This is a genomic window from Clostridium sp. CM036 (assembly GCF_055081135.1).
This window is the reverse complement of record NZ_CM143652.1, coordinates 3,186,208-3,212,189: the sequence shown is the minus strand read 5'-3', so window position 1 is coordinate 3,212,189 and position 25,982 is coordinate 3,186,208. Positions and strand designations below refer to the sequence as shown.

Genomic DNA, 25,982 nt, shown 5'->3' with positions numbered 1-25,982 from the left:
GGATATATGCAAAGATAATGATAATGGAACAAGGTAAGCTGAGAATACGGAGATTTTACCGTCTTTGAAGTAGTAATAAGGAAAACAGCATAAAGCTGTACAACTTATTTTTATCTCAGTAAAGTGGTGCCACAGTACCGATAAAACCTTGATAATAAGGGGTGGAGGGATAGGCACTAGACAATTTGTTATTTGAAAATTAAATACTGAATAATTCAAGGTTCGGGTAAGACTAAGAGATATGAACCTAAATTTGTATTTATACAAAGGAGGAAGTAGTAGACTTGAAGGAAAGCATTCTAGAGAAAAGACAGATACTAAGAAATAATGAGTACTACACTATGCAAAACACATTCGATAGCTTATATGAAGATAGTAGTAAAGGTAAAAAATTTACTAAGTTGATGCAATATATAGCATCTGAGCAAAATATTTTATTAGCCTATAGAAACGTTAAGAAAAACAAAGGATCTATAACTGCTGGTACTGATAAACTAAACATTGATTATATCAAGAATATGGGTATAGAAAAATATGTAAAACATATTCAAGATAAGTTCAATAACTATCAACCTAAGAGTGTAAGAAGAGTTGAGATTCCAAAAGCTAATGGAAAAACAAGACCACTAGGAATACCTTGTATTGATGATAGAATAATTCAGCAATGTATAAAACAAGTATTAGAACCAATATGCGAAGTTAAATTCCACAATCATAGTTATGGATTTAGACCGAATAGGTCAACCCAACATGCGATAGCTAGAAGTATGTTCTTGATGAACCAATGTAAATTACATTATGTGGTTGACATAGATATTAGCGGTTTCTTTGATAATGTTAATCATAGCAAATTAAAAAAGCAAATGTGGAATTTGGGAATACAAGATAAAAATTTATTAAGCATAGTGGAAAAAATCCTTAAATCAAAGATAGAAGGTATAGGTATTCCATATAAAGGAACGCCTCAAGGCGGGATTATTAGTCCATTACTATCCAATATTGTGTTGAATGAATTAGATTGGTGGATAAGTTCTCAATGGGAAACATTTGAAACTTCTCATGACTACAGAAGTTATAGAAAATCCGGTCAAATAGATGTTAGTCATAAATATACGGCAATGAGAACCACTAAACTAAAGGAACTTTGGCTAGTGAGATATGCGGATGATTTTAAGATTTTTTGTAAGGACATAAAAACTGCACAAATCATTTTTATTGCAACTAAGAAATGGCTTAAAAAAAGATTAGGATTAGACATAAGTATGGAAAAATCTAAAATAACCAATCTTAGAAAAAATCATACAGAGTTTTTAGGCTTTAAGTTAATGGTTAAACCAAAGAACAAGAAATTTGTTTGTCAAAGTAACATGTGTGATAAAGCAAAAATCAATACTATAAATAAGTTAAAAAAGCAAATAAGAAAAATACAGAAAAAACCGACACCTAAAGAAGTATGTAAATTAAATGCAATAATACTAGGTATCCATAACTACTATAAAATAGCAACGAGGGTTAGTATAGATTTTGGTGAAATAAATTTCTTAGTAAGAAAAACCTTGAATATAAGACTAAGAGGGTTAATGAGTAATAAGCATAAAAAATCCAAAAGTTATGAAAAATTATATGGAGATTACAAAGGTAAAACCCATTCAATTAGAGATGTGACAATCTTCCCTATAAGTTTTGTGAGGACCAAAAATGCCACAAGCCTTACTCAGAGCATCTGTAATTATACCCCAAAAGGAAGGGAGCTAATACATAGTAAACTAAAAGGATTTAATACTCTTATTAAGTATCTTTTGATAAATATAGATATTAAAAATAGTGTTGAGTTTAATGATAATCGTATATCCCTAATGATTGGACAAAAGGGTAATTGCTATGTAACGGGTAAAAGACTGATAATAGGTAACATGGAGTGCCATCATAAAAAACAGAAAAGTGATAATGGTACAGATGAATATAAGAATCTAGTGTGGTTAAGTCATGAAGCACATAAATTAGTCCACTGTTCAACAGTGGAAACAATTAATAAATATGTGAATGAGTTGGATTTGAATGCTAAAGGATTGAAATACATTAATTCTCTAAGAAAGTTAGTAGGAAATTCAGTTATTTAATAGAATAAAATACAAAATGTTGGAACGCCGTGTGAGCTTGAAAATCTCATGCACGGTGTGAAGGAGGGGAAAAGGTGGAGATAATCTCAAAGCCTTACCTATTCCTATTGGTTAGATTTGAGAAGAAAATTGAGGATCTCAATAAATCTATCGCGGGTTTAACTATAGTTATATCCACCGTTATAGGAAAATATGAAAAATAAGGGTACCATTATAGATTGGTATTCTTATTTTTTTATTTCTACTACTCTAAAATTTCTCCCTGTTCATAACAAACTTTAAGATATTGTGGTGTCATATAATAGATTGCCATATTGTAATATAAATTTTTCAAAACTCCGCACAAAATTTCGGAGCAGCATATATATTTAGTGAAAGCAAAATAAAAGGAAGGAGTGATCAACATGGCAGTTGTATCTACAAAGGTATCAAGCGCACTAAAACTCACTATGAAAGTAGGGGTTGATATCGATGGTAATGACAAATTCGCAACAAAAACACTAGGTAATTTAAAAGTTACTGCAGTGGATGAGGACATTTTTGCAATAGGAAAAGCTATATCTAACATTAAAACTTATCCATTATTTACACTAGACAGACAAGACCAATTTAGCTTGGTTATGGAATAGTTTTTCAACTTAAAATTTAGAGTTAAATTAAACAATTAAAAGGAGGAAAAGACATATGCATAAATTAGTTATGAGATTTTTAACATCAATAGAAGGTAAATATTTTACTTTAACCGTAGATGACATTAAAGCTGACGAAGAGGGAGTTCCAACTATAAAAGAAGCTGAGGTAAATGCTCTTATGGATTTAGTTATTGCAAAGAACATTTTTGCATCAGCGAGTGGTAGCTTAACAGGCAAGAAAGATGCTAAAGTAGTTACTACTGATACTAATGAAATTGAAGTAGCTTAGAAAGATAGTTTCTCGCACTAAACTGGTATCTATAGAACAGACACTTTGAAAAAAGTGCTTGATCTATAGGTGCTTTTTTGCTTGTTCCATAGGTTAGAGTTCCATACTATAAAAAAACTTCAGTGAGCGTTTTTTTTAATCGAATATCTAGCATATATCTTATAATATGCTAGATAAAAAAATCCCAAGCCTATTAAAGAACCTCCGAAGTCTATTAACACATCGCTTACTGATGAGCCCCTACCTAGAACAAACATTTGATGGTATTCATCAGTTACTGCATAAAATAAACATATAAACATTATACAAAATAACGCATCCCGTCCTTTAAGTCCAAATAAAAATAAAAAATTTGCAACAAACACTGCTAATATAGCATACTCAATTGCATGTGCATTTTTTCTAATAAGTATATTTATTTTTTTATCTCTTGAACTTTTGGGTAACACACTGGGTTTCGCCTTAGTTAAATTATTTTTACCCTCTAAAGCATTCTTATTGTTTCTTATAGATTGAACAATCTCATAACTTCGCAAATTTGATAATGAACTAGGTTTAGAAGAATTATAAAATATTAATCCCATCCATAATAAGCATAATACAATACTTAGTTTTCTCAATATACCACCATCCAATCTTCCAATAAAATATATTATATCATATTTTAATATAATCTTTCTAATTTTAACATTTAATAGCAGCTATGAATTTAATATTCGCAAAACTCTTCCGACTTAACTCCTAATCCAAATCTATAAAGTATCGCTGCCACTATTCTCTCCGATGCTCTTCCATCTCCATATGGATTAATAGCTTTAGCCATTTTTTGATATTCTGCTTTATTTACAATTAACTCATTGGCCATATTATAGATATCATCTTCAATAATTCCAGCTAATTTAACAGTACCAGCTTCAGAAGCCTCTGGTCTTTCGGTCTCTGTCCTTAAAACTAATACTGGTTTCCCTAAAGCTGGAGCTTCTTCTTGTAAACCTCCTGAGTCCGTCATAACCATATAGCTTCTATCTATCAAGTTATGCATGTCTTGAACATCAATTGGATCAATCAAATAAATTCTCTCCTTATTTCCAATAATCGAATTAACAGTTTCTCTAACTGCTGGATTCAAATGAACAGGATAAATAAATGATACATCTCTATGATCTTCAGCTAATCTTTTGATAGCATTGCAGATATTTTCTAAAGGTTCTCCGAGATTTTCTCGTCTATGAGCCGTAACAACAATATATTTACTTGAATTAAAATCAATTTTTTTAAGTATTCTATTTTTAAATTTATAGTCTTTTCTTACAGTATGTTTGATTGCATCAATAACAGTATTTCCTGTTAAATAAATATCCTTATTAATGCCTTCACTTAACAGATTTAACTTATTTGTTTTTGTAGGTGCAAAATGCATCTCAGCTATACTCCCAGTTAGTTTTCTATTCATTTCCTCTGGAAATGGTGAATACTTATCAAAAGTTCTAAGTCCAGCTTCAACATGACCTACGGGCACTTTGTTATAAAATGCTGCTAATGCTCCTGCAAAAGTTGTTGAAGTATCACCATGAACCAGAACAATTTCTGGTTTAAGTTCTAGGATAACTTCATTTAATCCATTAAGCGCATCGCTGGTTATTGTAGTTAACGTTTGCCTTTGTTTCATAATATCTAAGTCATAATCTGGTTTTATATCAAATATTTCCAACACTTGATCAAGCATCTCTCTATGCTGAGCTGTCACACACACGTAGCTTTCTATTTCAGAGTATCTTTCTAATTCTTTAACCAGCGGTGCCATCTTGACAGCTTCTGGTCTCGTCCCAAATATACTTAATATTTTGATTTTATTCAAGAACATCACCACATCTTTCTATAATTTATAAGCATTATCAAAAACACAAATATTTTTAGTATCAAGAACTAACTTATTCTTGATTAATTTCATATTATCCTTAATATGATTATGAGCTACCATAATAACTAATATTTCTATTTCATTAATAAAATCTTCAAAGTCCATAAACTGATGATCAACAATTCGAGTTTTAACAAATGGATCAAATACTTTTATACCGAATGCTAAATGCTCATCCATTTTCTCTAAAAGTTGTAATGTTGGACTCTCTCTTGTATCATCAACATTTTCTTTATATGTCAATCCATATAAACCAACTTTTGAAATATCCTTAATACCATATTCTCTCATTATGTCTCTAATTCTACCTAACACATGAGTTGGCATAGAATCATTAATCTTTCTTGCAGATAGAATTAAGTTTGTTAAATCAGGATAGTCCCCCACTAAGAACCATGGGTCAACTGATATGCAGTGACCACCTACACCCGGTCCTGGTTGTAAAATGTTTACCCTTGGGTGCATGTTGGCAGTTTTAATGATTTTATAAACATCCATATTGTCTACTCTGCAAATTTTAGTAAGTTCATTTGCGAAGGCAATATTTATATCACGATACGTATTTTCAACAACCTTGGACATCTCAGCCGTTCTGATGTCTGTAACTATTATTTCGGATTTACAAAAACTAGAATATAATAATTTTATTTTTTCACCGATTTCCTTAGTATCAGCACCAATTGTTCTTGAATTAAATTCAAGTTCATGAATCATGTTTCCAGGTATAATTCTTTCAGGAGCATGAACTAAGTGAACATCTTTTCCGATTACAAGTCTTCTCTTTTCAATTTCAGGACGAACATACTTATCAATTGATCTCGGCGATATCGTAGACTCAATAATTATTATCGAACCTTTTTCACAAACATCTAACACATTATTTACTGCTGAAATAACATATTTAGGGTCAATCTTTTTACTTTCTTTGATGTATGGTGTAGCAACAGCAATTATATAAGTATCTGTTTTGATATATTCAGTGCTAAACTTGATGCCATTTATTAATGCGTCATCAAATAACTGACCTAAGCCCTTTTCTTCAAAAGTAAGTCTCCCTTCACTTAAAGTTTTTACCAACTCTTTATTATAATCTGTCCCTATTATGTTCACCCCATTTTTAGCAAACATTAAAGCTGTTGGTAATCCTATATAGCCTAATCCAATTATATTAATTTTTGACATGATTGTCACTCTCCTTACTTAATTTATACATAACAATAATCATATTACTATGCATAATCATATATAGTAATGAAATTAATAGTAAGAATTGCTCGATTGGTAAGTTTCTAAAATAGGAAATTAAATATACAGCAAATTCTCCTACAAGCAATATACTTTGTAAAATTAACTCAATATGTTGCTTATTTGATACAATAAAACTTGTTGTGAGTGATTCTGCAATAAGCCTTAAACAAAACATTGGTGCAAGTAATCTCACATACTTCCCGGCTGTTTCCCACTCCGCTCCAAAAAACAAAGAAAATATCCAAGGCGCTAATATAGCCATCAGCATAATCATAGGAATAATAATGATTGATAACACTATTATTGTTTTTCTGAATGTTCTTTTATAATTTCCACATTCCATTATTTCTTTAACTGCGCTATCGAAAAATACCCTTGCGATATTAGCACTAATTACAGAAAAGGGGATACCCAAAACACGATATGATAATGAATATAATCCTAACTGTTCTGTAGAATAAACACTTTTAATAAAAAGATTAATGCTAGAATATATTGAAGTAGTTATTAATGCAGAAGATGCATTGTAGATAGGTTGTTTTCTATGTTTTAAAAAAGATTTTTTAATTGTTTCAAAATCAATTTTTTTAAATTCTCCCATTTTCTTTCGAATATCTTTTGACTGACGGCCTAAACCGACAAATGAACTTACTATTTGAGAACAGATTAAACCCGGTATTCCAACATTAAACAAACCACTTATAACCAGCAAAGTATTGTTAACTCCTGATTTAATCACCGTAACTGATGAAATCAATTTATATAATGAATTCTTGTTGTTGTGCGCAAGTAGAATATTATTTAATCCATATGCTGCTAGTAAAACAGTTATTGCGCAAATACACATCCACAATGAAAAACCAGAATAGTCACTTCCCATAAAAACCACTCCATAAACAATTCCAATAATTACGCTTAATGGTATAAAAAGAAATAGACATAGTTTCATAACAGAATAAGTATCTTTTTCAGTTTTTGCTACAACAATGGCCATATCATATTTCAAACAGATAACAGGCCCAAACAATGATACAGCAGTTGCTACCACTGTATAGGCTCCCAACTGTTGCGGTGTAAACAGCCTAGTTGTAATTGGAGATACAATTATAGAAATAACTTGCGCTATTAAAGATCCACTTGCCAACATAGAAAAAGATAGTAAAAATTTATTCGCTTTAAATCTATTCCAAAGCTTTTTCATTTTAAGTAATAACCTCACTATTAATAATTTTCAGTATTTCACAGGCTATTTTTGAGTTATGCTTGTCAACAGAGATACTTGAAACATAAGATTCAACCCGTTCTTTATAATCACCCATATTATTGCTTACTTTAACAATCCCTTTATAAAAACAATCATCAGACTCTCCTATACCGTACTTTGCACAAAAATCCTTTAGCGGTAAGTTTTCAGTCGTTACAATTGGCAGCCCTTCAGCTAGATATTCATATACTTTTCCTGAAGCACAATACTTGTTATTCAAGTCGTTTTTATGATAGCTGACTATACCAATATCGCATCTTTGAACAATATATCTTAGTTCTGGTAAAGGGACTTTACTGATTAACATTACATTAGTCAGATTATTTGTATCAATAATGTATTGTATAATTCGCTTATCTTCATCAGTTCCATCTCCAATAATATATAATCCATAATCGTTTGGAAGTTTTGTCATAGCAGAAACAAGTTTATCTGTAGTTCTCAAAACTGATGTTCCTCCAGTACTTACGATATTTACTTTATATTTAAAGCAATTACTATATTTTTCATCTAATGCTTTTTTATCATACTGTCCTGTTAGAAATCTAATATTTTCAAAGACTAGTGGAAATGTTTTTAATTTATATTGTTCAAACATAATTTTCGACCGATAATCATTAGCACATAATACCACATCAGATTTCTTCATTAGAACAGTCTCAAATTTACAAAATAGTCTGCCAGATATGTTTTTTATATCTTTATAAAAATAGAGTTCTCTAACATCTTGCACTATAAATTTTGGTTTAAACAGTTTTCTAATTATTAAAGCAGGTATAGATGCAAAAAGGTTATCGGAAAATAAAATATCAATATTTTCAATTTCCTTTGCAGATTTCAAACAAGTGAATAGAAAAGAAATATACAAGCGCAAACTCAAATATTTTGATTTATTTATATTCACTATGTTTTCTTTAACATTACTACACTTACTACTACCACAGCATACTAATGTAACGTCACCTATTTTTTTTGCCACATTATATATTTCTGTGAGTCGACCATCATACTCTTTTATTCCATATGAAATTAATAATATATTCATTTATTAAGTCCCCCAATAGTCTTTATGCACTTTGAGCATTCGTCTCTAATTGTTAACGTTATTCGATTAGAATTATTCTTAAATAACTTTGCTACAAAGTATATTAAACCTGCAGTAAAAAGCATAATGGTAGAGAGGCTAATTAGAGGCGGTGTGTTAGCATAAATATTAGTAACAAATCTAATTAAAATATATCCAACGATATAAGTCATTTCATATGAATTTGTTTTATTAAAATATTTTTCTAATTTAATTGAAATAAATATATTTAAGCATGCAATTATTGGTGAAAATAACGCTCCAAAATAAATATAGCCATAACCTAAGCCAGAGATAACATGACCGTTCGCTTTACTTACTCCATAAATAAATGTGTTAAAGTACTCTGTTGTCATCATCATTTTGTTTTTCAATAAAAAACTAACACCAAATATTGAACGCCCAAAATCATAAAACATATTCATTATATTTAAATCCGTTACCTTTTTTAATTCAATTGTGACTGCTAGATTTTGTGTTCCAAAGAAATAAGCTTGCAAGTTTTTAGAGATAAATTCTAAATTTACATTATTTGCATTCAGTGCAGCTGTATATGAACCATAATAAGCTACAGAAAATTGTTTATATATAGTCATAACAAAAGCAACTGATATTGCAGTTATTACTATATAAGTAATTATTCTCTTTCTATATTTTTTAAAAGCTCTAGTCAAAATAAATATTACTACTAAACAAGTATATAATTGTTCAGATCTTCTACCTCCGATAATAATCCCCACATTAATAATTCCAACAATTATTGCATAATAGACATACCGTTTTTTTCCTTTTGATTCATATCTATTTTTACAGTAACTTACACTCCAAACAAAAAAGAATATCACACCGCTTTTTATAATATATCTTAATAAAAGAATGGGGGTGCTTGTAATATCAACAAATGCTTCCGTTTTTTCAGTCGAAATGAAGAACAATTTGATTATATTCAAGTTTCGACCAATTAATAAATACAAACTTAAAGCTATGAATATGAATATTAGATAAATATATTTATTTCCCTTTAATTTAAGTTCATCATTTGGTCTTAATGGAACTTTATTAGATAACACCATAATCCATAAGAAAAAGCTAGTAATAATTAGCTCATACGGCACGAGCCATATAGCTAATTCAATGGACCCAGTAAAAGTTTTCATATATGAAATACCATTATATACACCCGATAAAGAACTCACAATTGGTATTAATACACATCTTATCCATGATAACAATATCGTAAAATAAACTGTTATTTTAAATTTTTTATATCTAATTAAATTTGAAAAAATCAAAATAAATACAATTAGGAACGTTAGTGGATGTATCCACAATAATTGATATCCATCAGCAACTGAGTTTTTGGGTAATATACAAATAAGAACTCCACTTATAGAGCTTATAATAATTGTAAAATTTATTAGAAATTTCCTCATTTTAATCTTCCTCTATGAAAAGCTTATTCATTAATAAATCTAGCTTTTTATGACCTTTTAATATAACTTTTTTGAACTCTTCACAGTTGTCATGAATTTCGTCTTGATTTAGCTTACGATACCAATTATACAAATTATCACCTAAATTATTAAAGCCATCTTTTTCTATAGCATACCCAAAACCATATTTACATGATATTTTTTCCATATATGTGTTTTTGAATACTAAAATAGGAACATTAAGATAAGTTGCATAATACAATTTAATGGATAATGCAGTATCCAAATTAACCTCTCCTACTCCATATAAATTGTAAATAATATCTGCATTCTGAATTAATCCAGCTGTCTCATAAGGTTCAAATCTTCCAGAACAAAATACATTATTTATTTTTTTTTCTTTAGCGTAATTTACAATAAGTTCAGAACCTTCTCCATAAAAATTAAGTTTAAATCTACTATCATTGCCCAGGTAATCAATCAATCTATAGCAATTATCATATAAACTCATATATCCAATATAAGTAATATTAATCGGACCTTCAGCGTCTTTTAATTTTGTATGAGGAGCAGAATCAGCCAAGACTTTCATATTCATGCTATGTATTATTACATAGTCGAACTCAGGTAAATATCTTTTAAATCCTTCGGATGACAAAGTAGAAAACGCTGATGAATATACTGCACTTTTTAGTTTAAACTTTACTATTGGATTATCTTGAAAGTAGATATCTCTAATATTTAAACAATACTTTTTATTAAAATGCTTTTTTAAAATATTTGAAAACATAAATGCCGTAAATATATTCCAGGATATAATAAAGTCATATTTGTTTTCCAATAATATCTCTTTTGCAAATTTCTTAAAACCCCAATAACTAATTAATTTTCTAAAAAAGGACCATTTACGCTCTATATTTAAATCATATTTGTATACATTTGTTGCATTATTATTTTCTTCAGCATTATATTTATCAATATAGATTAAATCATATGGTATATTGTTTTTATCTAAAAATTCAGTATACAAACTAACTAATGTCATATGTTTTAAATTTACTGTACTCAAAATGCATATCTTTTTCATGTATATGTTCCTCCATATAATATTTATATATATATTAATTGTAAGATTTAAGTCTTCACCTAATTTCTCTAATATCAGTATTTAAAATTTTTCAGTAATCCTTCCTGAAAATAACTCAATAAATTTAAGGGTATTCGTATTTCTCCCATAATACTTCTTCCCAAATTCATGCCCAATTTTAGCCAAACTTTCACGCTTTTCTTTATTTTTATATAAATCAAAAATTGCATCTGCCACTGCTTTAGGATCATCGTTTGGAGCTGATATCCCCATTTCATTTTCATTGAACATCTTATAATAATCAGAGTCATCATCCACCGAATTCACAATAGTCCTGCTACATGCCATAAGCAATCCAGCCTTACTTGGCACAGAGTTTCCAATGATTCCTTTCTTCAAAGGAATTAAGCAAATCGAACAGGTGCTATAGACATCTGAAACCATATCCTGTGGTTCGAGTGGATAAAAAACTATATTATCTAACCCACGTTTTTCTTTTTCTCCTATAAAAGCAGCCTTCTTACTACCTTGGCCTATCATCTGAAACTCTATATCTTTGTAACCTTTCAGTAAATCCGCAACATTTAAAACCATTTTGTAATCAAATACATATCCCATTGTTCCTGCATATTGTACATAAAACTTATTCTTTTGAAGATTATATTTCTTAACAAAACGATTATCTTCCCATAGAACTTCATGTACTGTTCGATCATCAAACCAGTTTACTATTGAAAAAATTTTCTTAGGTGGAACCCCCTGCTCCACCACTTTCATTTTCATGTCTTCAGAAATAACTGTTAATATATCACTATTTTTGTATGCTACTTTTTGAATTTTATAAAATACCCATTTAATAAATCTATTGTTTATAACACCACTACTAACAGCACTACCTGGAAACATGTCTTGCACACTATATAATATAGGTTTTCTCATAAATAATTTCAAAAGAACAATTGAAAACACTACTGTGGGGCAAGACTGAACAAAGACTTCATCAATATCTTTCATCTTTATCCATATTTTAAAACATTTGAAAGCATATAAAGCCTCCTCAAAATACCTATGAATAAAAGAATTTTTATTAATTATCTTCCTGTTAATAACAGTCATCTCAAGATTACGTTTATTTTTCAATGTATCGGGTATTTCACTATTGATTTTTTTTCTTCTACTCTGTATTAAATGAATACTAAATCCACTATCGAGTAAGTCTTCTATTAATGAACTAACTAAATGGTTAGATGGACCTGGTGTGTCAAATCCTTCCGTACATATAAACAATATCTTTTTCATCGCTTCCCCCTTTTAGCTAGTCACAACAAGCTTATGCATTTAGAGTTATGTCCTTTTTATTATGAATCATCTGCTTTTCAATTTATCTATTCAAAGAAGCCACTGCTTCGTCCATGAATTCAAATTCCATATCCTTATTAGGCCAATAATGATAAACCGATCTAATCTCCTTAACTCTAAAACCATTTCTCACATAAAAATTAATAGCATTTATATTGTTACTTTGTGTACCAACTCTTATATCTTTAATATCCTTATGGTTATCATATATATATTTTTCTAAATATATCATCATCTCTTTACCTATAAATCCATTTTGCATGCCTTCTTTAACTGAAATTAATTCTATTATTGCGGTATTAGTTTTATGCTCTAATGAAAATAATATATATCCAGCTACTTTTGAATCTATATAACAATTTATAAAATATTTATTTTCATTTAAGAAAGATGATTGAACCCACTGCCCATAAACATTTTTAGCTTTGGCTTTATTTAAATATGGATCATTGAAAAATCTAGAATGCTTATAGGAATTTTTACTTATTTCTAGTATTTCGTTGTTAACCGGCAACTTATTTTGAATAGCTATATCGAATTTATTAGCATGTTTTATAGCTACATTTATTTCTTTAGTGAACTGGAAATTTATATCGGTTACAAATGCTCCTGATAATTTGGATATATATAAATTGTTAATCGAATCATTATTTACATTATCTATGACATTAAACTCATTTTTTTTTAATACTTTGCTTATTATGTTCCACTCTTTGCTTCCTATTGTTTCATCTAAAGTTACTCTTCCACTATTAACCCCAAAGTAATTAGTATCCCATTCTAAAAATTTATAATGAAGTTTGTTCATTTTCATCTCTTCTTTTCTGACCTGTTCGCGATTATATATCCCCCGCTTTAATAATATAACAACTATTGTTTTAATAAATATTTTTAAATCAAGTACAAATGATACATTATTTACATAATACAAATCATTCTGTATTCTTTCTTTCCACTCAATAGAATTTCTATGATAAACTTGGTTATATCCGGTAACACCTGGTAAAACATTTAATTTATTCTTTTCATCCTTTGTGTATAAACTAAAATGATCTTCCAAATCTGGTCTTGGTCCAATAAAGCTCATATCCCCCATTAAAATATTAATTATTTGCGGAATCTCATCTATGCTTAGCTTCCTTATGACCTTACCAATCTTCGTAAGTCTAGGATCATCAAGTGAATTAAATGTTGAACCGTCATTATTCCTTATATCCGGCGCATTTATTTTCATAGATCTAAACTTTTTAATATTAAATATTTTACCATTCTTCCCTAACCTTTTCTGAGTATATATTATTGGTCCTACGTCTTCTAATTTAATAAATAAACCTATTACTATATAAAATATTAAAAATGCAGGTAATATTATTAATGCTAATAAGAAATCAATTATTCTCTTAAAAATCCTTTCATACATTCCTTTTCCCCTCACATACAATATTAAAGATCGTCTTATAATTGATGTCAAACTATGATAAACTAGCTGCTACCTCACCCGCCATGATTTCTTTTAAGCTCTCCACCACATACTCGACCTGTTCGTTCGTTAATCGCTGATATAATGGCAATGTAATCTCATTTTTATACATGTCAAAAGCATTCGGATAATCTATTATATCGAATCCCAACCTCTTATATGCTGTATGCATCGGCAATGGTTTATAGTGTACATTTGTTGCAATATCCTTTTGTGCCATTTTTTCTATTATTCTATTTCTATACACTTCATCTTTACCAATGAACCTTACCAAGTATAAATGACCACTTGATGAAAACCCTTCTCCATAATGCTTCATAGTTTCAACATTACATTCATTTAATGCTTTATCATACATTTCAATAATCTGTTTTCTTCTTTCCAAAATACCGTTGTATCTCCCAAGCTGTGCTAATCCCAAAGCTGCGATTATATCAGTCATATTGCACTTGTAAGCAGGATAAATAATGTCATATTCCCATGAGCCGACCTTTGTTTTTGCCAGTGCATCCTTCGACTGACCATGAAGAGAAAGGAGCATATATTGTCTATAAATTTCTTCATTATCAATCTCATGAATATCACGCCATGTAACTGCACCACCCTCGCCTGTGGTTAAATTTTTTACTGCATGAAATGAGAAACATGTAAAATCTGCTACTTCTCCACTTCGTTTCCCTTTATATGAAGCACCAAATGCATGGGCTGAATCAGCTAATACTACCACTCTACCAAATGCCTTCTGAATGTCATTCGCCGGCCTATAAAGTTCCTTTTTTCTATTAACTATTTCAAATATCTTATCATAATCACACATCACTCCTCCAATATCTACTGGAATGATGACCTTTGTTTTTTCTGTTATTGCTTTCTCTAATTGCTCATAATCCATTTGAAAAGAGTTCTTTGCAGTATCCACAAGGATAATTTTAGATCCTACATGATCAATAACGCTTGCTGAGGCGGTATATGTATAAGCAGACGTAATGACCTCATCTCCTTTTCCTACCCCTAAAACTCTAAGTGTCATTTCCATGCTTGCTGTATCTGAATTTAGGCATACCACTTTTGAGGTGTTCATATACTCTGCCATTTTTTTTTCAAACAATTTTGTTTTTGGCCCTGTTGTTATCCACCCTGATTTCAATGTATCTATAACTTCATTGATTTCAATTTCTGAAATGTCTGGTGGCGAAAATGGTATTTTCATATTTATCCCCCTCTTATTTTAAAGATTTATACTCTATTTTACTCACATATGCTTCAGATTGAAGCACCAATATATAACTTTTTTTATACAGTATATTTCATATTGTATGTAATTTTCTTTAATTGTGTTCCAAAAACTTACATTTGATCCGCAATGCATCACAAAAAAATAAATAGATAGAATTTGCTGCAGTTCGCAAATTCTATCTATTTTGTGGTATTTATTTTTTTGATTTCTTTCTACTGCTCTTTCCTTTGCTATTATCGCTATATTAATATTGAAAGTGTTAATAGCCACTCTTTTTTAGATCTAATTTATTAATTACTACTCCTAATATTTTTGCATTAACCTTCTCAAGGAGTCCTTTAGATTTAATAACTGAATCTCGTTCCGCTTCCCCTGAAGAAATAACTAACAGACAGCCATCCGTATACTGAGCTAGAATCTGTGCATCCGTAACTAATATTATTGGAGGAGTATCCAATATTATAAAGTCATATATTTCCTTTAATTCCTCAATTAAATTTTTCATTTTTGCAGATCCTAAAAATTCCGCTGGGTTTGGAAGCTTTGTGCCTGAAGCTAAAATATAAAGGTTTGTTATTTCAGTTTTCTGAATACATTTATTTATGTCTACTTTATTTTCATCTACCAAAATATTAGACAAGCCCTCTGCGTTAGAACACCCGAAAACCATATGTACATTTGGCTTTCTTTGATCACAATCTATTAATAAGGTCTTACTTCCACCTTGGGCCATAACTATTGCTAGATTTGAAGCAGTAGTAGTTTTCCCCTCTCCTGGTCCTGAACTAGTTACCAGCAAGGTTTTAATCTTTTTATCAAAAGAAGAGAATTGGATATTAGTCCTAAGAGTTCTATACGCCTCTGCGATTGGTATATTAGGTTTTTTAAATGTTATTAAGCCTAATCCTTTCATATATTTCACTACCTTTACTAATTTTTTTTATGAGTAAACGCGTTAATCATCACCTGTGGTGCTGTAATATCATCACCTATGGTGCTGTTAATACCTTCCTATTTTATATATGCTGTCATTTTAGGTATTACTCCTAAAATCGGTAATCCTATATATATTTCCACATCACTTTCGGTCTTTATAGTGTTATCAGAGTATTCGAGTATGAACACAAGTCCCACGGAAATTATTAATCCTATTAAAAATCCGATCGCCATGTTTCTTGCTTTATTAGGGCTAATAGGATTGGTTGGCGTATTTGCCTTATCCATTACCTGTATCTCTCCACCTATAGGATAAACCTTTTTTGAGGATTCTATAAAAGAAGTTGAAATCGCATTTATAACTTTAAGGGCCTCTTGAGGGCTTTTACTCTTAGCACTAATTGTTAGAATTTGAGTTCCAGTTTGGGGAGTAACAGTTATGCTATCTTTGATCTGGTTTAGAGTTAAATTACCCTTTAGTTCGTCCAAAGCTCCCTGTGCTACTAATTCAGATTGAGCAATTTTACTATAGGTTTCAACTAAATCTTGATACATCTTTACATCATTGTATTGTGTAGACCCGCTAGCAGTACTTTGTGGCTTTCCTATTATTACACTTGTTTTTGCCTCATAAGTTGGTTTAATAACATAAAAGCTCATTATACCTGCTATTATAATGGCCGCTACAGTTATAGAAACTATTAACCATAACCTTTCTTTTAGTATTATAAAAATTTCTTTAAGACTAATATCCATTTCTTGATCCATTCATATTCCCTCCCAGTAAATTACTAAAAAATAAAAAGTATACATTACTATTAATGCATTCACTTCGCTAAGGACTACTAATTTTATTTCTAATTAATCTGCTGAAAAAACATAAACTCGCTGTCGCTCAAACATATGTTTTCCTTAACGCATCTTAATTAAAAATAAAATAAGAAGTTCTAAAGCTCGCTTCAATGCATCATATGTAATATATACTTTCTTTGTGCATAAAATATTTGCTCTAATCTACTTTACTTTTTTAAGAACAATACTGTCATTATTCTTTTTCACATAATATAAAGTATCCTTTTTAATGGATTTACTCCCACCTTCAAAAATTTTTCCATAGGTTTTGTTAAACCCATTATTAGTTTTAAATATATACACATAGGTATACTCATTTTTCAGTTTTTCTGCCCATTCTTTTGCACTTATGTCTTTAGTCCAAATATCACCCTTATAATATGGTTTACCAAGACTCCAACTGCCTACGCCCAAATTAGTTTTTATAGGTGTTATATTATATCTGCTAACCCAATAATCAAAACCATTAGTTGCAACAGAAATAAAATACACTTTATCAGTTTTAGGGTTTAATACCCCTTTTATCTTTGTTATAGGCGCATAAGGTCTACGTTCTTCTATTGTATTTTTTATATTGTAAGGGGCCAATATAGTATTACTTATAACTGGAGTTACATTTGTAATTAACAATAAAAACAATAACATGAAAATAGTACATGATTGCTTAAATTTAGTATCGTATTCTTTTTCTTTTAAACATATGATTACAACTAGAAAAATCAAGACACCTAAAAGATAGGTACTTGTATACCTTGAATAGGATGCTAAATTAGTAGCTTCATACTCTGAATATGTAAACACATATAAAATTAGTAATGAGGCAGTGTATATAATACCTCCCATGAATACTGTTATAACTCCTAATGAATACCGACCTTTTTCCTCTTCATTAGAAACAAAGGTTATTAGTATAGTAGAAATTGCTATAAGTATTACTACCCAACCCATTAATGATAATTTAAGTATATAGTTTGTTAAAAAAACCTCTGTAATTGCTTTGAAAAAATTATTTATTGTTACAAATTGGTAATGCAATGCATTTCCAGTAAATAAATCTTTAAGATTTTGTAGACCAACTTCGCTTGTATTCCACGCTACATTCGTTTTTGTGATTTTAAGATACATAGCCCATGATTTTTTTGATATTATGGCAGCAAATACAGGACATAAAATTAGAACTATTCTTTTTAAAGTATTAATCTTCGTGCCCTGATTAATGTATACCTTTAACTCCTCTCTTTTTGCAAAAAAGAGATCTACAGCAATTACTAAAATAGCTATAATCGCAAGTCCAAATCCCGGAGCTTTTGTGAGGGTTAATATAAATAAGGTTAAACTTATATTAAGAATTTTAAAAGTACTTAGTTTATTCCCATAATGGGTTATGAGTACATTTGCAAACATAACTCCGAGGATTGCATCCACCATTATATTAGTATAAAAATCCTGGAAGAATGCTAAAGGGAGTATTAATATGAAAACAAATCGAATAACTATCTTGCTAAAGTTTTTGTGTTTTACATTAATAAATATAGGCATCATTAATGAAAAATATAATATGTTCATAGCCCTATATAAATTACCCTCTGTAAACTCTCCAGATAGTTTTACCCAGAAGTATTCAAATAATGCGGTTGCAGGAGGATACCCCCTAAATGTGGTAGTTGCCTCTGGATGATTACCAAGAGCATCAAAGATATACATGTTTTTAACTACAGTTCCCCAATGTGAAAATTCATCCCAAGATGTTAGCATTCTTCCTCTTTGTGCCCACCATGCAATTACGAAGAATATCGTGAATATTACAAATCCCGGTGTTAAAACATTTTCTATGAAATTTTGCCTATTTCTATAAATATTATAACAACAAAAAACGATACTAATTAATCCAATTGCAACTACGGTGTATACACCGATTTCTAGTAAGCCTAGCATTGCAAATAAATATAAAATAATAATTATTATAAAAATCCACATTGAGAGAGTTTCTTCAATTTTTTTATTAAATTTCAAGGAAATCATAGCAGCTCCAGAGCATAATAACGCAAAGATGAGTATTAGATACATATTACAACTCCTCTGAAATGTTCATTTTCTTAAAAACCCACTCTTTTTGAATTTTGTAACTTATAAGTGACAAGATACCATCTATTATAACTTTTATAACAACCTCAGAACGTTTGAAAACAAACCAAGTAGCCGATACACTTAGTCCTGACACTAACATAAGTGTTAAACATAACACATAATATCTAACTAAGACTAATTTATCATAAGTTTTATGTTTAAATACTGCATTTTTATTTACATTATAGTTAAATAAGGAAGATATAATTCTGGAAACAATAGTTGATAACAAAATGAAATATTCCGGTGTTAGATTATAAAATAGTTTTGTAAACATCGTAAATAAGCCAATGTCCAAAACAAAAGATAAAAATGATGATGACATAAATTTAAAGAAAACTCCATAAATTTTTATTGAATCTTTTATTGGATTAAAATGGGATGATTTATTTTCTTCTATGTAAATAGTATCAATACATACTTCATCAATAGCAATATTTTTGCTCTTGCATTCAAGTAGCATGTTGGTTTCATACTCAAACCTTTCTCCATTAACACTCATTAAATCCAACGCAAAATCCGATGAAATAGCTCTTAACCCTGTTTGGGTATCCCTTACTTTTATTCCAGCTATGAGTCCAAACATCCTTCTAGTCATTATATTTCCAAACCTGCTTCTGAAAGGAATATTTGATTTTGAAAAGTTTCTAGACCCTAATATTAATTTTTCTGGATTATCTATTAGCCTCTGTGAAACTTTTATAATATCTTCAATACCATGCTGGCCATCAGCGTCCGCCGTAACAATTCCAACGCAATCTTTGCAATTGTTAAGAAAATAATTAAAACCTGTTTTAAGTGCTCTACCTTTGCCCATATTTTTTGCATGAACCAATATGTTACATTGTTTTTTAAGCCCCAATTCATTGAAAATTGGTTTATACTCCTCACTACTTCCATCATCCACTATGCTAATATTTGTAAAACCTGCCTTTGTAAGATTGTCTACTAAAGTTATTAGTTTAGTATCCGGATTAAAAGCCGGTATCAAAATCGAGATATTTTTTGATATATCTATTTTTTTACCATTCATTGTCGCACTCTCCTCATTAATACTTATATTTAAATTATATCCAAGTAATTTTTAAACAAACAAAAACTACCGAAATGTATTGTTATACATTTCGGTTGTTTTATTATAATTTTTATACTCTATCTTTTTTTCTACTCTTTATCATTAAGAATATGTCTTTAATATCAGCATTAAATAAAATGTATTCTGTAATCATCATACTGATAATAAACATAAACGCTTTGATTAATGATGGAATAGGAATTATCCTAACAATTTGATAACAACACAAATATACTATAAAATGTATTATCTCATTTTTGTGTATTTCAAGTCCCTTAAAGTCAAATGAAGAATATACATACCATACAACTAAAGTAACAAGTGTAGCATATGCAATCATTACGGGATTCTTTAATACGTATGTCGCAAATGCATTTAATATAAATGCTAATGCTACCATTTTAGAGGCTACAATTAAATACTCCTTGCCCCTTTTTCCTACTTTATAAAGATTTGCATATAAAACATTTGTTAAAGAAATGAACGGTATCCCTATTATTAATATTCCTAGCACTTCTAAGGATGGTATATATTCTTTTAGGAAGCTCTTTACTATAAACTCCAGCACAAAATAACCAGCAGGTGCAAAACTACATATTAATATAATGTATTTTTTAACATTTGAGACGACTTTTGCGTCATCCTTACTTCTTGCTAGATAAGGATAAAACAAAACTGTTATTGAATTTATTAAAACTATAAATAAGCTTAGCATCGATACCGCAAAAGAATAAAATGCGAAATCGTTATCTGTGAATTTTATTTTAACAAACCATCTATCCAAAGTAACAAATAGAAGACTTATAGCGTTTGCTATCATTATAGTAAAACCCATACTTGTTATGGATTTTATTTCTGAGCGCTTTATCTTTTCTGATTTTTTTGTTGAGAAAATAATTAACGCTCCACTAACAATTGCTAAAACTATATTTCCAACAACTTGAATCTGCATATATAAAATTGGCGATTTTATAATTAATATAACTGCAAGAATAGATGATAAATTTACTATATTTTGCGCTATTCTTATTACTACATATTTGTTGAATTCACCTGTTGCTCTATATAATAGAGAAACAAATAACACAATCTGAAACGGTAATATATAAAATACAAAGTACCTAAACGCTATATCTTTCATAAAAAATATTGAAACTATAAATAAAATAGCTACTGCAGCTATTACAATCTTTAGCATAACATAGAAATAGCCTTTTATTTTTTCTTTTTTTATATCTGTTATATCTTTACCACCCAATATTAAATACATTCCATCTGAGAATCCAAAATGGAGCATTCCTGCATATGTTATATATAACGTAAATGTTTTTAGATAACCATAGGATTGCATATCAAGAACCTTTGGTATCAGTAATCCATTCAATATACCAATCAATATCCCAAAGCATTCTACAAATATTACTCTTACTGATTTTTTTATATTCATTTAATTTCCTCTAATTTCATTTAATTTATATTGCTTTAAAATTTAAAATTCATAATGTATTTTCCAAGTGCCCTATTTTCTGATTCTACTTCGAATACTCTATAATAATCTTTAATTCCATAGATAGGTGCTACCTCTAAAATTAATTTTGAAATATCCGATCTAAAGTCAGGTTTTTTAAGTAGCTCTGCTGCAAATTTAAAATCTTCTACATTGCTTCTTGTAATTCCATAAAATGCTAATCCTTTTTCTAATACCTTTCGGGTATTAATTTTTACGGGATTTTCTGATACACCTGTTAATACCATTTTAGATCCTGGAAGTATTGAGTTAATAATCTCATCAATTCCACTCTCAGACGCGACGCCACCTATACATTCAAATGCAACATTAATTTTGCTTTTCTTAATATCTGAATCATTTGATAGGTAAGTTTGAACACCAACAAATTTTTCTAATTTTTCTTTGTTATGGCCTATCACTATAATGGGACCATTGTGTATCTGCTTTAATACGCTGCATATTATATACCCAAGGATGCCATCACCCCAGATGCCTATAACATCATCCGGTTTTAATACTATTCTACGAATTGCTGTATTTGCCACAGAAATTAGTTCTGAGAACACAGCAATATTCGAATCAATATTATCCTCTATCTTTACAAGATTGTATGCGGGATATGCAATATAATCCTTAGAAAATCCATTGTAACTACTTGAGGCAAATAATGCTTTAGGGCAGTAGTTTTCTCCTAATCTTTTATCACTAGATAAAGCAATATCAAATTCATCTTGTTTATCTTTTGGAATCATTATATTTGGGACTAGTGCAACTTTATCTCCCTTATTAAAGGAGTTTGTAGGATCTTTCACTACAGTACCTATAGCTTCATGAATCAAATTTATTGGATATTTTAAGTTAAGTGTTCGCTCGTCACGACTGCCAAGGTAATACCTTAAATCAGCTTTACATATAGCTGCTGTTTCAATCTTTACCACTACATGTCCTGTACACACTTCTAAATCCTCTATATAAATTTCAAATCTCTTAGATTGAACTATTTTAAATCCTCGCGTTAACATTATATTCTCTCCAGTTTACTCATTTTAATTATGGACTTTAATAAAAGTAAATCTTCCATTGTAGTAATCTTAAAATTGAGTTTATCTCCGTTTACTAGATGAACTTTTTCCCCATAATTTAATACTACCCTACAGTCATCAGTAGAATCTTGAAGTTTCGATTTTGCCGCACTTTTATGAGCATCCATTATAGTTGAATATTTAAAACTTTGAGGAGTTTGACCTAAATATAACTCTTTTCTCACTGGAATAGACGAAATAGTATTCTCGTCTTTGCTTTGAATTATAGTGTCAGTGGCAGGGATAACAGTATCTACGGCGCCGTATTTTTTAGCCCCTTCAATATTATCACCTATTATTCTATGAGAAATTAGTGGCCTTGCAGCATCATGAATAACTACAATATCATCCGATGTTACATCTTCTTCAATTGCCTTAAGCCCTGCTAAAACGGATTCCTGTCTTGTTTCTCCACCATCCACTATCCATTTCACTTTATTAAGTTCGAACTTTCTAGTCCATATCTTTATATCCTCATGCCATTCTTTAAGGCAAACAACAGCTATTGCATCTATTTGTTCATGTATATCAAATGCTTCAATTGTATGTACAACTATTGGTTTACCATATATATCAATAAACTGCTTAGGTTGATCAACTATACCCATTCTAGTACCTTTTCCACCGGCAAGTATAATAGCAATATTCATTAATATCTACCTCCTATTTTTTATCTACAAGATCTAATATTAAACTCCACACTCTTTTGCAGCTATTTCCATCCAAGTAATGATAGAAGTTCTTTTGAGCTGCTTCTCTAATAGCTATATATTCATCCTTTTTGCTCGTATCTTTTATGTAACTCATTAAATTATCAATGCATTTTAATTTAGGACCAGGAGTATCTATATAGCTAGTAAAATCTATAGCAAGTCCTCGTTTTTCTTCATACTGTTCTATATCGTATGGCATAAAACAAATTGGTCTATCTAGTACTAAGTAATCCACATAAATTGAACTATAATCAGTCAGTAGCATGTCAGACACTGCCAGGATACTTTGAGTGGACATTTCTTCATCAAAATCCATTGTTAAAATGTTACTCATATTATCAAAAACTTTATCATCTATTAGCCTCTCTAAATAGTGAGGACGATAAATCATTTTCCAATTTTGCTGTCCCATAAACTCATCAAACTTTATCCAGTCCTCTTCAGTAAATGGGAAATCTTTTTCTATTTCGTAACCTCTCCAAGTTGGACAAAACAATAAAATTTTCATTCCGAAAGTATTATGTTTTGAGTCGAACTTTTCCCTACATCCAGAGATGTATTCTTTGTCAAACAACATATCATTTCTTGGTAATCCAAGTGGCATATAATTTGGAAGAGGACACTTATCAAGTTCTGTAGATCTTAAAAAATACGTGCTATCTCTTTCAGATAGTGTTACAACATTTTTTATTTTAGTTCTAATACCCTTATAGATATCCATTGTTTTTTTAATATCAAGCTCACTATTTCCTGGAGTATTTTTAGTGCCATACCCATGACTCATAAAAACACCATTTTTAGTTTTTGAAAAAACGCTAGTTGTATAATCAGAAACAACAGCAGAATAATTTTTAAGCATCTGACTTGCTCTTATAATATAGTGTAAGATTTTAATATTTTTATACTTATAAAAACTGCTATATTCCACTACAATGTCAGATCTATTTTTTTTTATGTTTTTTTCATAATAATTGAGTAAAGCTTTTATATTATCTTCAGTCTGAGATGTTAATAATATTCTCTTTTTCAAAGTTTTTCTCCCACCTTAATTATAACCTACGAAGCTATTTATCTTCTGCGAAGCTATTCCCCATAGGTTCTGTATTTAAATGTTACCAGTTTTGCTTTCTTTGTAGTGGTGATCTGCCGCTGATGCAATTCCAAGGCAAAACCACATAATATATGTCGCTTGGAAATTCAAAAGTATAAATGATTGTATCAAACTTATAAATGCTGCTGACACAATCGGAAGTACGCAACAAATCCTGAATTGCAATGGAATATTTTTTAATTTAATTACTACATAATAACAAGCAGAAAATAAACCTGCAAGGTATAATATTAACCCTACTAGTCCCCATCCCATCCAAGTTTCAAGTATGAAATTATGGGCAGGTCGTGGTGCTTTGTTTGCATTGGCTATTTGCTCCTGCATAGGTGTTAATTCTTTTTTCGGTTCTATCTTTTTCGTAGATGTTTTCTCTTTTATAGGCGTTTGCTCCGCAGTTGGTGTTTCTACTTGAGTTTTAGTGGGTATTTCCTTATAAGCTACTGCAAATGTACCAGCTCCCAAAACAGGATTCTTCTTTATTGAAGTCCATGCTTTTGCCCAGAATATGCCACGTATTTTATCACTAGCTTCAGTAGTTGCTACACTATCCTCTTCTGCATCCTCAGGTTTTGGTTGTGCAAGGCCTGGAATTCTAGTAACAATAACAGAAAATGATCTATATACATTACTTTTGGATTTCATAAAATTTAGTGATGTAGCAATTATTGTAACAACAATACATGCCATAGTAAATAATATAACTTTTTTAAGTGAACACCATTTAAATCCAAATACTAATAAAAAGGATACTGTAAGTACTCCCCCCATCATTACCCATCCTGAGCGACCCCCGGAAAGGAATGCAAAAACCATACTTATCCCCATATTTGTATATGCAATTGGTGCAATCCATGATGGTAATCTTTTTTCCTTGCTTTCTTTTATTGCCCATACTGTAAAAGAAATAAACATGATACATATATACATATATATATTGATATTATCTAAAAACTTCAATTTTCGAATATCTGAAAATCTAAAACAATCGATTAATTCTCTTATATTTAATGCAGAATAAAGAACTATTATTCCACTTAAAAGCTGGTTTACTTTTGGTTTGTATTCATCAATTAGAAAAAATATAGATGAACCAAGTATTAATGATCTTATTGGCCATATTGTATCCTTGAATGGTAAATGTAGTATAGTTCGCGCACCAAATAGTATAACGAAATATATACCAAATCCAAACAATATCCTAAATACTTTTTTTGATAATACAGGGAAAATATAATTACGCTTATATACCCCACGATAAATAAACAAGTAAAGAAAAAATCCTATTGCGATTATTTCTGATAAGGCAATGCTCACAGGCCCCATGGGAAATAATACTATAGTTCCTACTATTAATAGGCAGACAAGTGCTATAACCCAAAACCGTTTGTTAAATGATAAAAAAAAGCTCATACTTTCTTCTCC

The 25,982-nt window shown here is 30.0% G+C and carries 23 protein-coding genes; 4 read left to right on the top strand and 19 right to left on the bottom strand.

Going from position 1 to position 25,982, the window contains the following annotated elements:
- Positions 1-284 precede the first annotated feature (284 nt).
- From ltrA to ACWJKE_RS15210, 4 genes are all read left to right on the top strand, one after another.
- Positions 285-2,120 carry a group II intron reverse transcriptase/maturase gene (ltrA, locus tag ACWJKE_RS15225; protein WP_253198314.1) on the top strand — a complete coding sequence of 612 codons (1,836 nt, stop codon included), beginning with the start codon at positions 285-287 and terminating at the stop codon, positions 2,118-2,120.
- Between the two features lie 74 nt (positions 2,121-2,194).
- On the top strand, positions 2,195-2,323 hold the full coding sequence (locus tag ACWJKE_RS15220) for a YvrJ family protein (protein WP_462958936.1): 129 nt from the start codon (positions 2,195-2,197) through the stop codon (positions 2,321-2,323).
- Between the two features lie 201 nt (positions 2,324-2,524).
- Complete coding sequence (locus ACWJKE_RS15215; protein WP_216303881.1) at positions 2,525-2,749, top strand: DUF1659 domain-containing protein; 225 nt, start codon at positions 2,525-2,527, stop codon at positions 2,747-2,749.
- Between the two features lie 55 nt (positions 2,750-2,804).
- Positions 2,805-3,041 carry a DUF2922 domain-containing protein gene (locus ACWJKE_RS15210; RefSeq protein ID WP_165413849.1) on the top strand — a complete coding sequence of 79 codons (237 nt, stop codon included), beginning with the start codon at positions 2,805-2,807 and terminating at the stop codon, positions 3,039-3,041.
- Between the two features lie 119 nt (positions 3,042-3,160).
- Here the strand turns inward: ACWJKE_RS15210 and ACWJKE_RS15205 are convergent, their stop codons facing one another.
- The 19 genes from ACWJKE_RS15205 to ACWJKE_RS15115 form a co-directional block, all read right to left on the bottom strand.
- The gene (locus ACWJKE_RS15205; protein WP_462958935.1) at positions 3,161-3,661 is read right to left on the bottom strand and encodes a VanZ family protein; all 501 of its coding nucleotides are present in this window, start codon (positions 3,659-3,661) and stop codon (positions 3,161-3,163) included.
- An 89-nt stretch (positions 3,662-3,750) separates the two neighbouring features.
- On the bottom strand, positions 3,751-4,899 hold the full coding sequence (gene wecB, locus ACWJKE_RS15200) for a non-hydrolyzing UDP-N-acetylglucosamine 2-epimerase (RefSeq protein ID WP_290441251.1): 1,149 nt from the start codon (positions 4,897-4,899) through the stop codon (positions 3,751-3,753).
- A gap of 18 nt (positions 4,900-4,917) precedes the next feature.
- Positions 4,918-6,144 carry a nucleotide sugar dehydrogenase gene (locus ACWJKE_RS15195; RefSeq protein ID WP_462958934.1) on the bottom strand — a complete coding sequence of 409 codons (1,227 nt, stop codon included), beginning with the start codon at positions 6,142-6,144 and terminating at the stop codon, positions 4,918-4,920.
- The gene (locus tag ACWJKE_RS15190) at positions 6,131-7,411 is read right to left on the bottom strand and encodes a lipopolysaccharide biosynthesis protein (RefSeq protein WP_462958933.1); all 1,281 of its coding nucleotides are present in this window, start codon (positions 7,409-7,411) and stop codon (positions 6,131-6,133) included. The genes ACWJKE_RS15195 and ACWJKE_RS15190 overlap by 14 nt, the downstream gene beginning before the upstream one ends.
- Before the next feature lies 1 nt (position 7,412).
- Positions 7,413-8,519, bottom strand: coding sequence for a glycosyltransferase family protein (locus ACWJKE_RS15185; protein ID WP_462958932.1), 1,107 nt, complete (start codon positions 8,517-8,519; stop codon positions 7,413-7,415).
- Entirely contained in the window at positions 8,516-9,991 is a 1,476-nt protein-coding gene (locus ACWJKE_RS15180; RefSeq protein ID WP_462958931.1) for a hypothetical protein, read from the bottom strand. The genes ACWJKE_RS15185 and ACWJKE_RS15180 overlap by 4 nt, the downstream gene beginning before the upstream one ends.
- Before the next feature lies 1 nt (position 9,992).
- The gene (locus tag ACWJKE_RS15175; protein WP_462958930.1) at positions 9,993-11,078 is read right to left on the bottom strand and encodes a glycosyltransferase family protein; all 1,086 of its coding nucleotides are present in this window, start codon (positions 11,076-11,078) and stop codon (positions 9,993-9,995) included.
- Positions 11,079-11,159: 81 nt separating this feature from the next.
- Complete coding sequence (locus ACWJKE_RS15170; protein WP_462958929.1) at positions 11,160-12,377, bottom strand: glycosyltransferase family 4 protein; 1,218 nt, start codon at positions 12,375-12,377, stop codon at positions 11,160-11,162.
- 82 nt (positions 12,378-12,459) lie between these two features.
- Positions 12,460-13,857, bottom strand: coding sequence for a GNAT family N-acetyltransferase (locus tag ACWJKE_RS15165; protein ID WP_462958928.1), 1,398 nt, complete (start codon positions 13,855-13,857; stop codon positions 12,460-12,462).
- A gap of 52 nt (positions 13,858-13,909) precedes the next feature.
- Complete coding sequence (locus ACWJKE_RS15160; RefSeq protein ID WP_462958927.1) at positions 13,910-15,127, bottom strand: DegT/DnrJ/EryC1/StrS family aminotransferase; 1,218 nt, start codon at positions 15,125-15,127, stop codon at positions 13,910-13,912.
- A 286-nt stretch (positions 15,128-15,413) separates the two neighbouring features.
- Positions 15,414-16,067: a CpsD/CapB family tyrosine-protein kinase gene (locus ACWJKE_RS15155; RefSeq protein WP_462958926.1), complete on the bottom strand. Its 654-nt coding sequence runs from the start codon at positions 16,065-16,067 to the stop codon at positions 15,414-15,416.
- Between the two features lie 98 nt (positions 16,068-16,165).
- Complete coding sequence (locus ACWJKE_RS15150) at positions 16,166-16,858, bottom strand: YveK family protein (protein ID WP_462958925.1); 693 nt, start codon at positions 16,856-16,858, stop codon at positions 16,166-16,168.
- Between the two features lie 246 nt (positions 16,859-17,104).
- Positions 17,105-18,964 (bottom strand): hypothetical protein, encoded by a 1,860-nt coding sequence (locus tag ACWJKE_RS15145; RefSeq protein WP_462958924.1) that lies wholly within the window; start codon positions 18,962-18,964, stop codon positions 17,105-17,107.
- 46 nt (positions 18,965-19,010) lie between these two features.
- Positions 19,011-20,102, bottom strand: coding sequence for a glycosyltransferase (locus ACWJKE_RS15140; protein ID WP_220319819.1), 1,092 nt, complete (start codon positions 20,100-20,102; stop codon positions 19,011-19,013).
- Positions 20,103-20,214: 112 nt separating this feature from the next.
- The gene (locus tag ACWJKE_RS15135) at positions 20,215-21,591 is read right to left on the bottom strand and encodes an oligosaccharide flippase family protein (RefSeq protein WP_462958923.1); all 1,377 of its coding nucleotides are present in this window, start codon (positions 21,589-21,591) and stop codon (positions 20,215-20,217) included.
- A 35-nt stretch (positions 21,592-21,626) separates the two neighbouring features.
- Complete coding sequence (locus tag ACWJKE_RS15130; protein WP_462953496.1) at positions 21,627-22,676, bottom strand: alcohol dehydrogenase catalytic domain-containing protein; 1,050 nt, start codon at positions 22,674-22,676, stop codon at positions 21,627-21,629.
- Positions 22,676-23,386 carry a 2-C-methyl-D-erythritol 4-phosphate cytidylyltransferase gene (gene ispD / locus ACWJKE_RS15125; RefSeq protein WP_220286357.1) on the bottom strand — a complete coding sequence of 237 codons (711 nt, stop codon included), beginning with the start codon at positions 23,384-23,386 and terminating at the stop codon, positions 22,676-22,678. Before ispD ends, ACWJKE_RS15130 begins: the two co-directional genes overlap by 1 nt.
- A gap of 13 nt (positions 23,387-23,399) precedes the next feature.
- Complete coding sequence (locus tag ACWJKE_RS15120; RefSeq protein WP_462958922.1) at positions 23,400-24,479, bottom strand: CDP-glycerol glycerophosphotransferase family protein; 1,080 nt, start codon at positions 24,477-24,479, stop codon at positions 23,400-23,402.
- Positions 24,480-24,554: 75 nt separating this feature from the next.
- Entirely contained in the window at positions 24,555-25,970 is a 1,416-nt protein-coding gene (locus tag ACWJKE_RS15115; protein ID WP_220319817.1) for an O-antigen ligase family protein, read from the bottom strand.
- Between the last annotated feature and the right edge of the window lie 12 nt (positions 25,971-25,982).

What these genes read in the sequence shown, in the direction of transcription:
- ACWJKE_RS15165 (WP_462958928.1), bottom strand. Translation starts at nt 13,857, where the DNA reads ATGTATGAAAGGATTTTTAAGAGAATAATTGATTTCTTATTAGCATTA.
- ACWJKE_RS15140 (WP_220319819.1), bottom strand. Translation starts at nt 20,102, where the DNA reads ATGAATGGTAAAAAAATAGATATATCAAAAAATATCTCGATTTTGATA.
- ACWJKE_RS15130 (WP_462953496.1), bottom strand. Translation starts at nt 22,676, where the DNA reads ATGTTAACGCGAGGATTTAAAATAGTTCAATCTAAGAGATTTGAAATT.
- ACWJKE_RS15155 (WP_462958926.1), bottom strand. Translation starts at nt 16,067, where the DNA reads ATGAAAGGATTAGGCTTAATAACATTTAAAAAACCTAATATACCAATC.
- ACWJKE_RS15145 (WP_462958924.1), bottom strand. Translation starts at nt 18,964, where the DNA reads ATGATTTCCTTGAAATTTAATAAAAAAATTGAAGAAACTCTCTCAATG.
- ACWJKE_RS15215 (WP_216303881.1), top strand. Translation starts at nt 2,525, where the DNA reads ATGGCAGTTGTATCTACAAAGGTATCAAGCGCACTAAAACTCACTATG.
- ACWJKE_RS15170 (WP_462958929.1), bottom strand. Translation starts at nt 12,377, where the DNA reads ATGAAAAAGATATTGTTTATATGTACGGAAGGATTTGACACACCAGGT.
- ACWJKE_RS15175 (WP_462958930.1), bottom strand. Translation starts at nt 11,078, where the DNA reads ATGAAAAAGATATGCATTTTGAGTACAGTAAATTTAAAACATATGACA.
- ACWJKE_RS15185 (WP_462958932.1), bottom strand. Translation starts at nt 8,519, where the DNA reads ATGAATATATTATTAATTTCATATGGAATAAAAGAGTATGATGGTCGA.
- ACWJKE_RS15195 (WP_462958934.1), bottom strand. Translation starts at nt 6,144, where the DNA reads ATGTCAAAAATTAATATAATTGGATTAGGCTATATAGGATTACCAACA.
- ACWJKE_RS15210 (WP_165413849.1), top strand. Translation starts at nt 2,805, where the DNA reads ATGCATAAATTAGTTATGAGATTTTTAACATCAATAGAAGGTAAATAT.
- ACWJKE_RS15115 (WP_220319817.1), bottom strand. Translation starts at nt 25,970, where the DNA reads ATGAGCTTTTTTTTATCATTTAACAAACGGTTTTGGGTTATAGCACTT.
- ACWJKE_RS15160 (WP_462958927.1), bottom strand. Translation starts at nt 15,127, where the DNA reads ATGAAAATACCATTTTCGCCACCAGACATTTCAGAAATTGAAATCAAT.
- ACWJKE_RS15150 (WP_462958925.1), bottom strand. Translation starts at nt 16,858, where the DNA reads ATGGATCAAGAAATGGATATTAGTCTTAAAGAAATTTTTATAATACTA.
- ACWJKE_RS15180 (WP_462958931.1), bottom strand. Translation starts at nt 9,991, where the DNA reads ATGAGGAAATTTCTAATAAATTTTACAATTATTATAAGCTCTATAAGT.
- ACWJKE_RS15135 (WP_462958923.1), bottom strand. Translation starts at nt 21,591, where the DNA reads ATGAATATAAAAAAATCAGTAAGAGTAATATTTGTAGAATGCTTTGGG.
- ACWJKE_RS15190 (WP_462958933.1), bottom strand. Translation starts at nt 7,411, where the DNA reads ATGAAAAAGCTTTGGAATAGATTTAAAGCGAATAAATTTTTACTATCT.
- ispD (WP_220286357.1), bottom strand. Translation starts at nt 23,386, where the DNA reads ATGAATATTGCTATTATACTTGCCGGTGGAAAAGGTACTAGAATGGGT.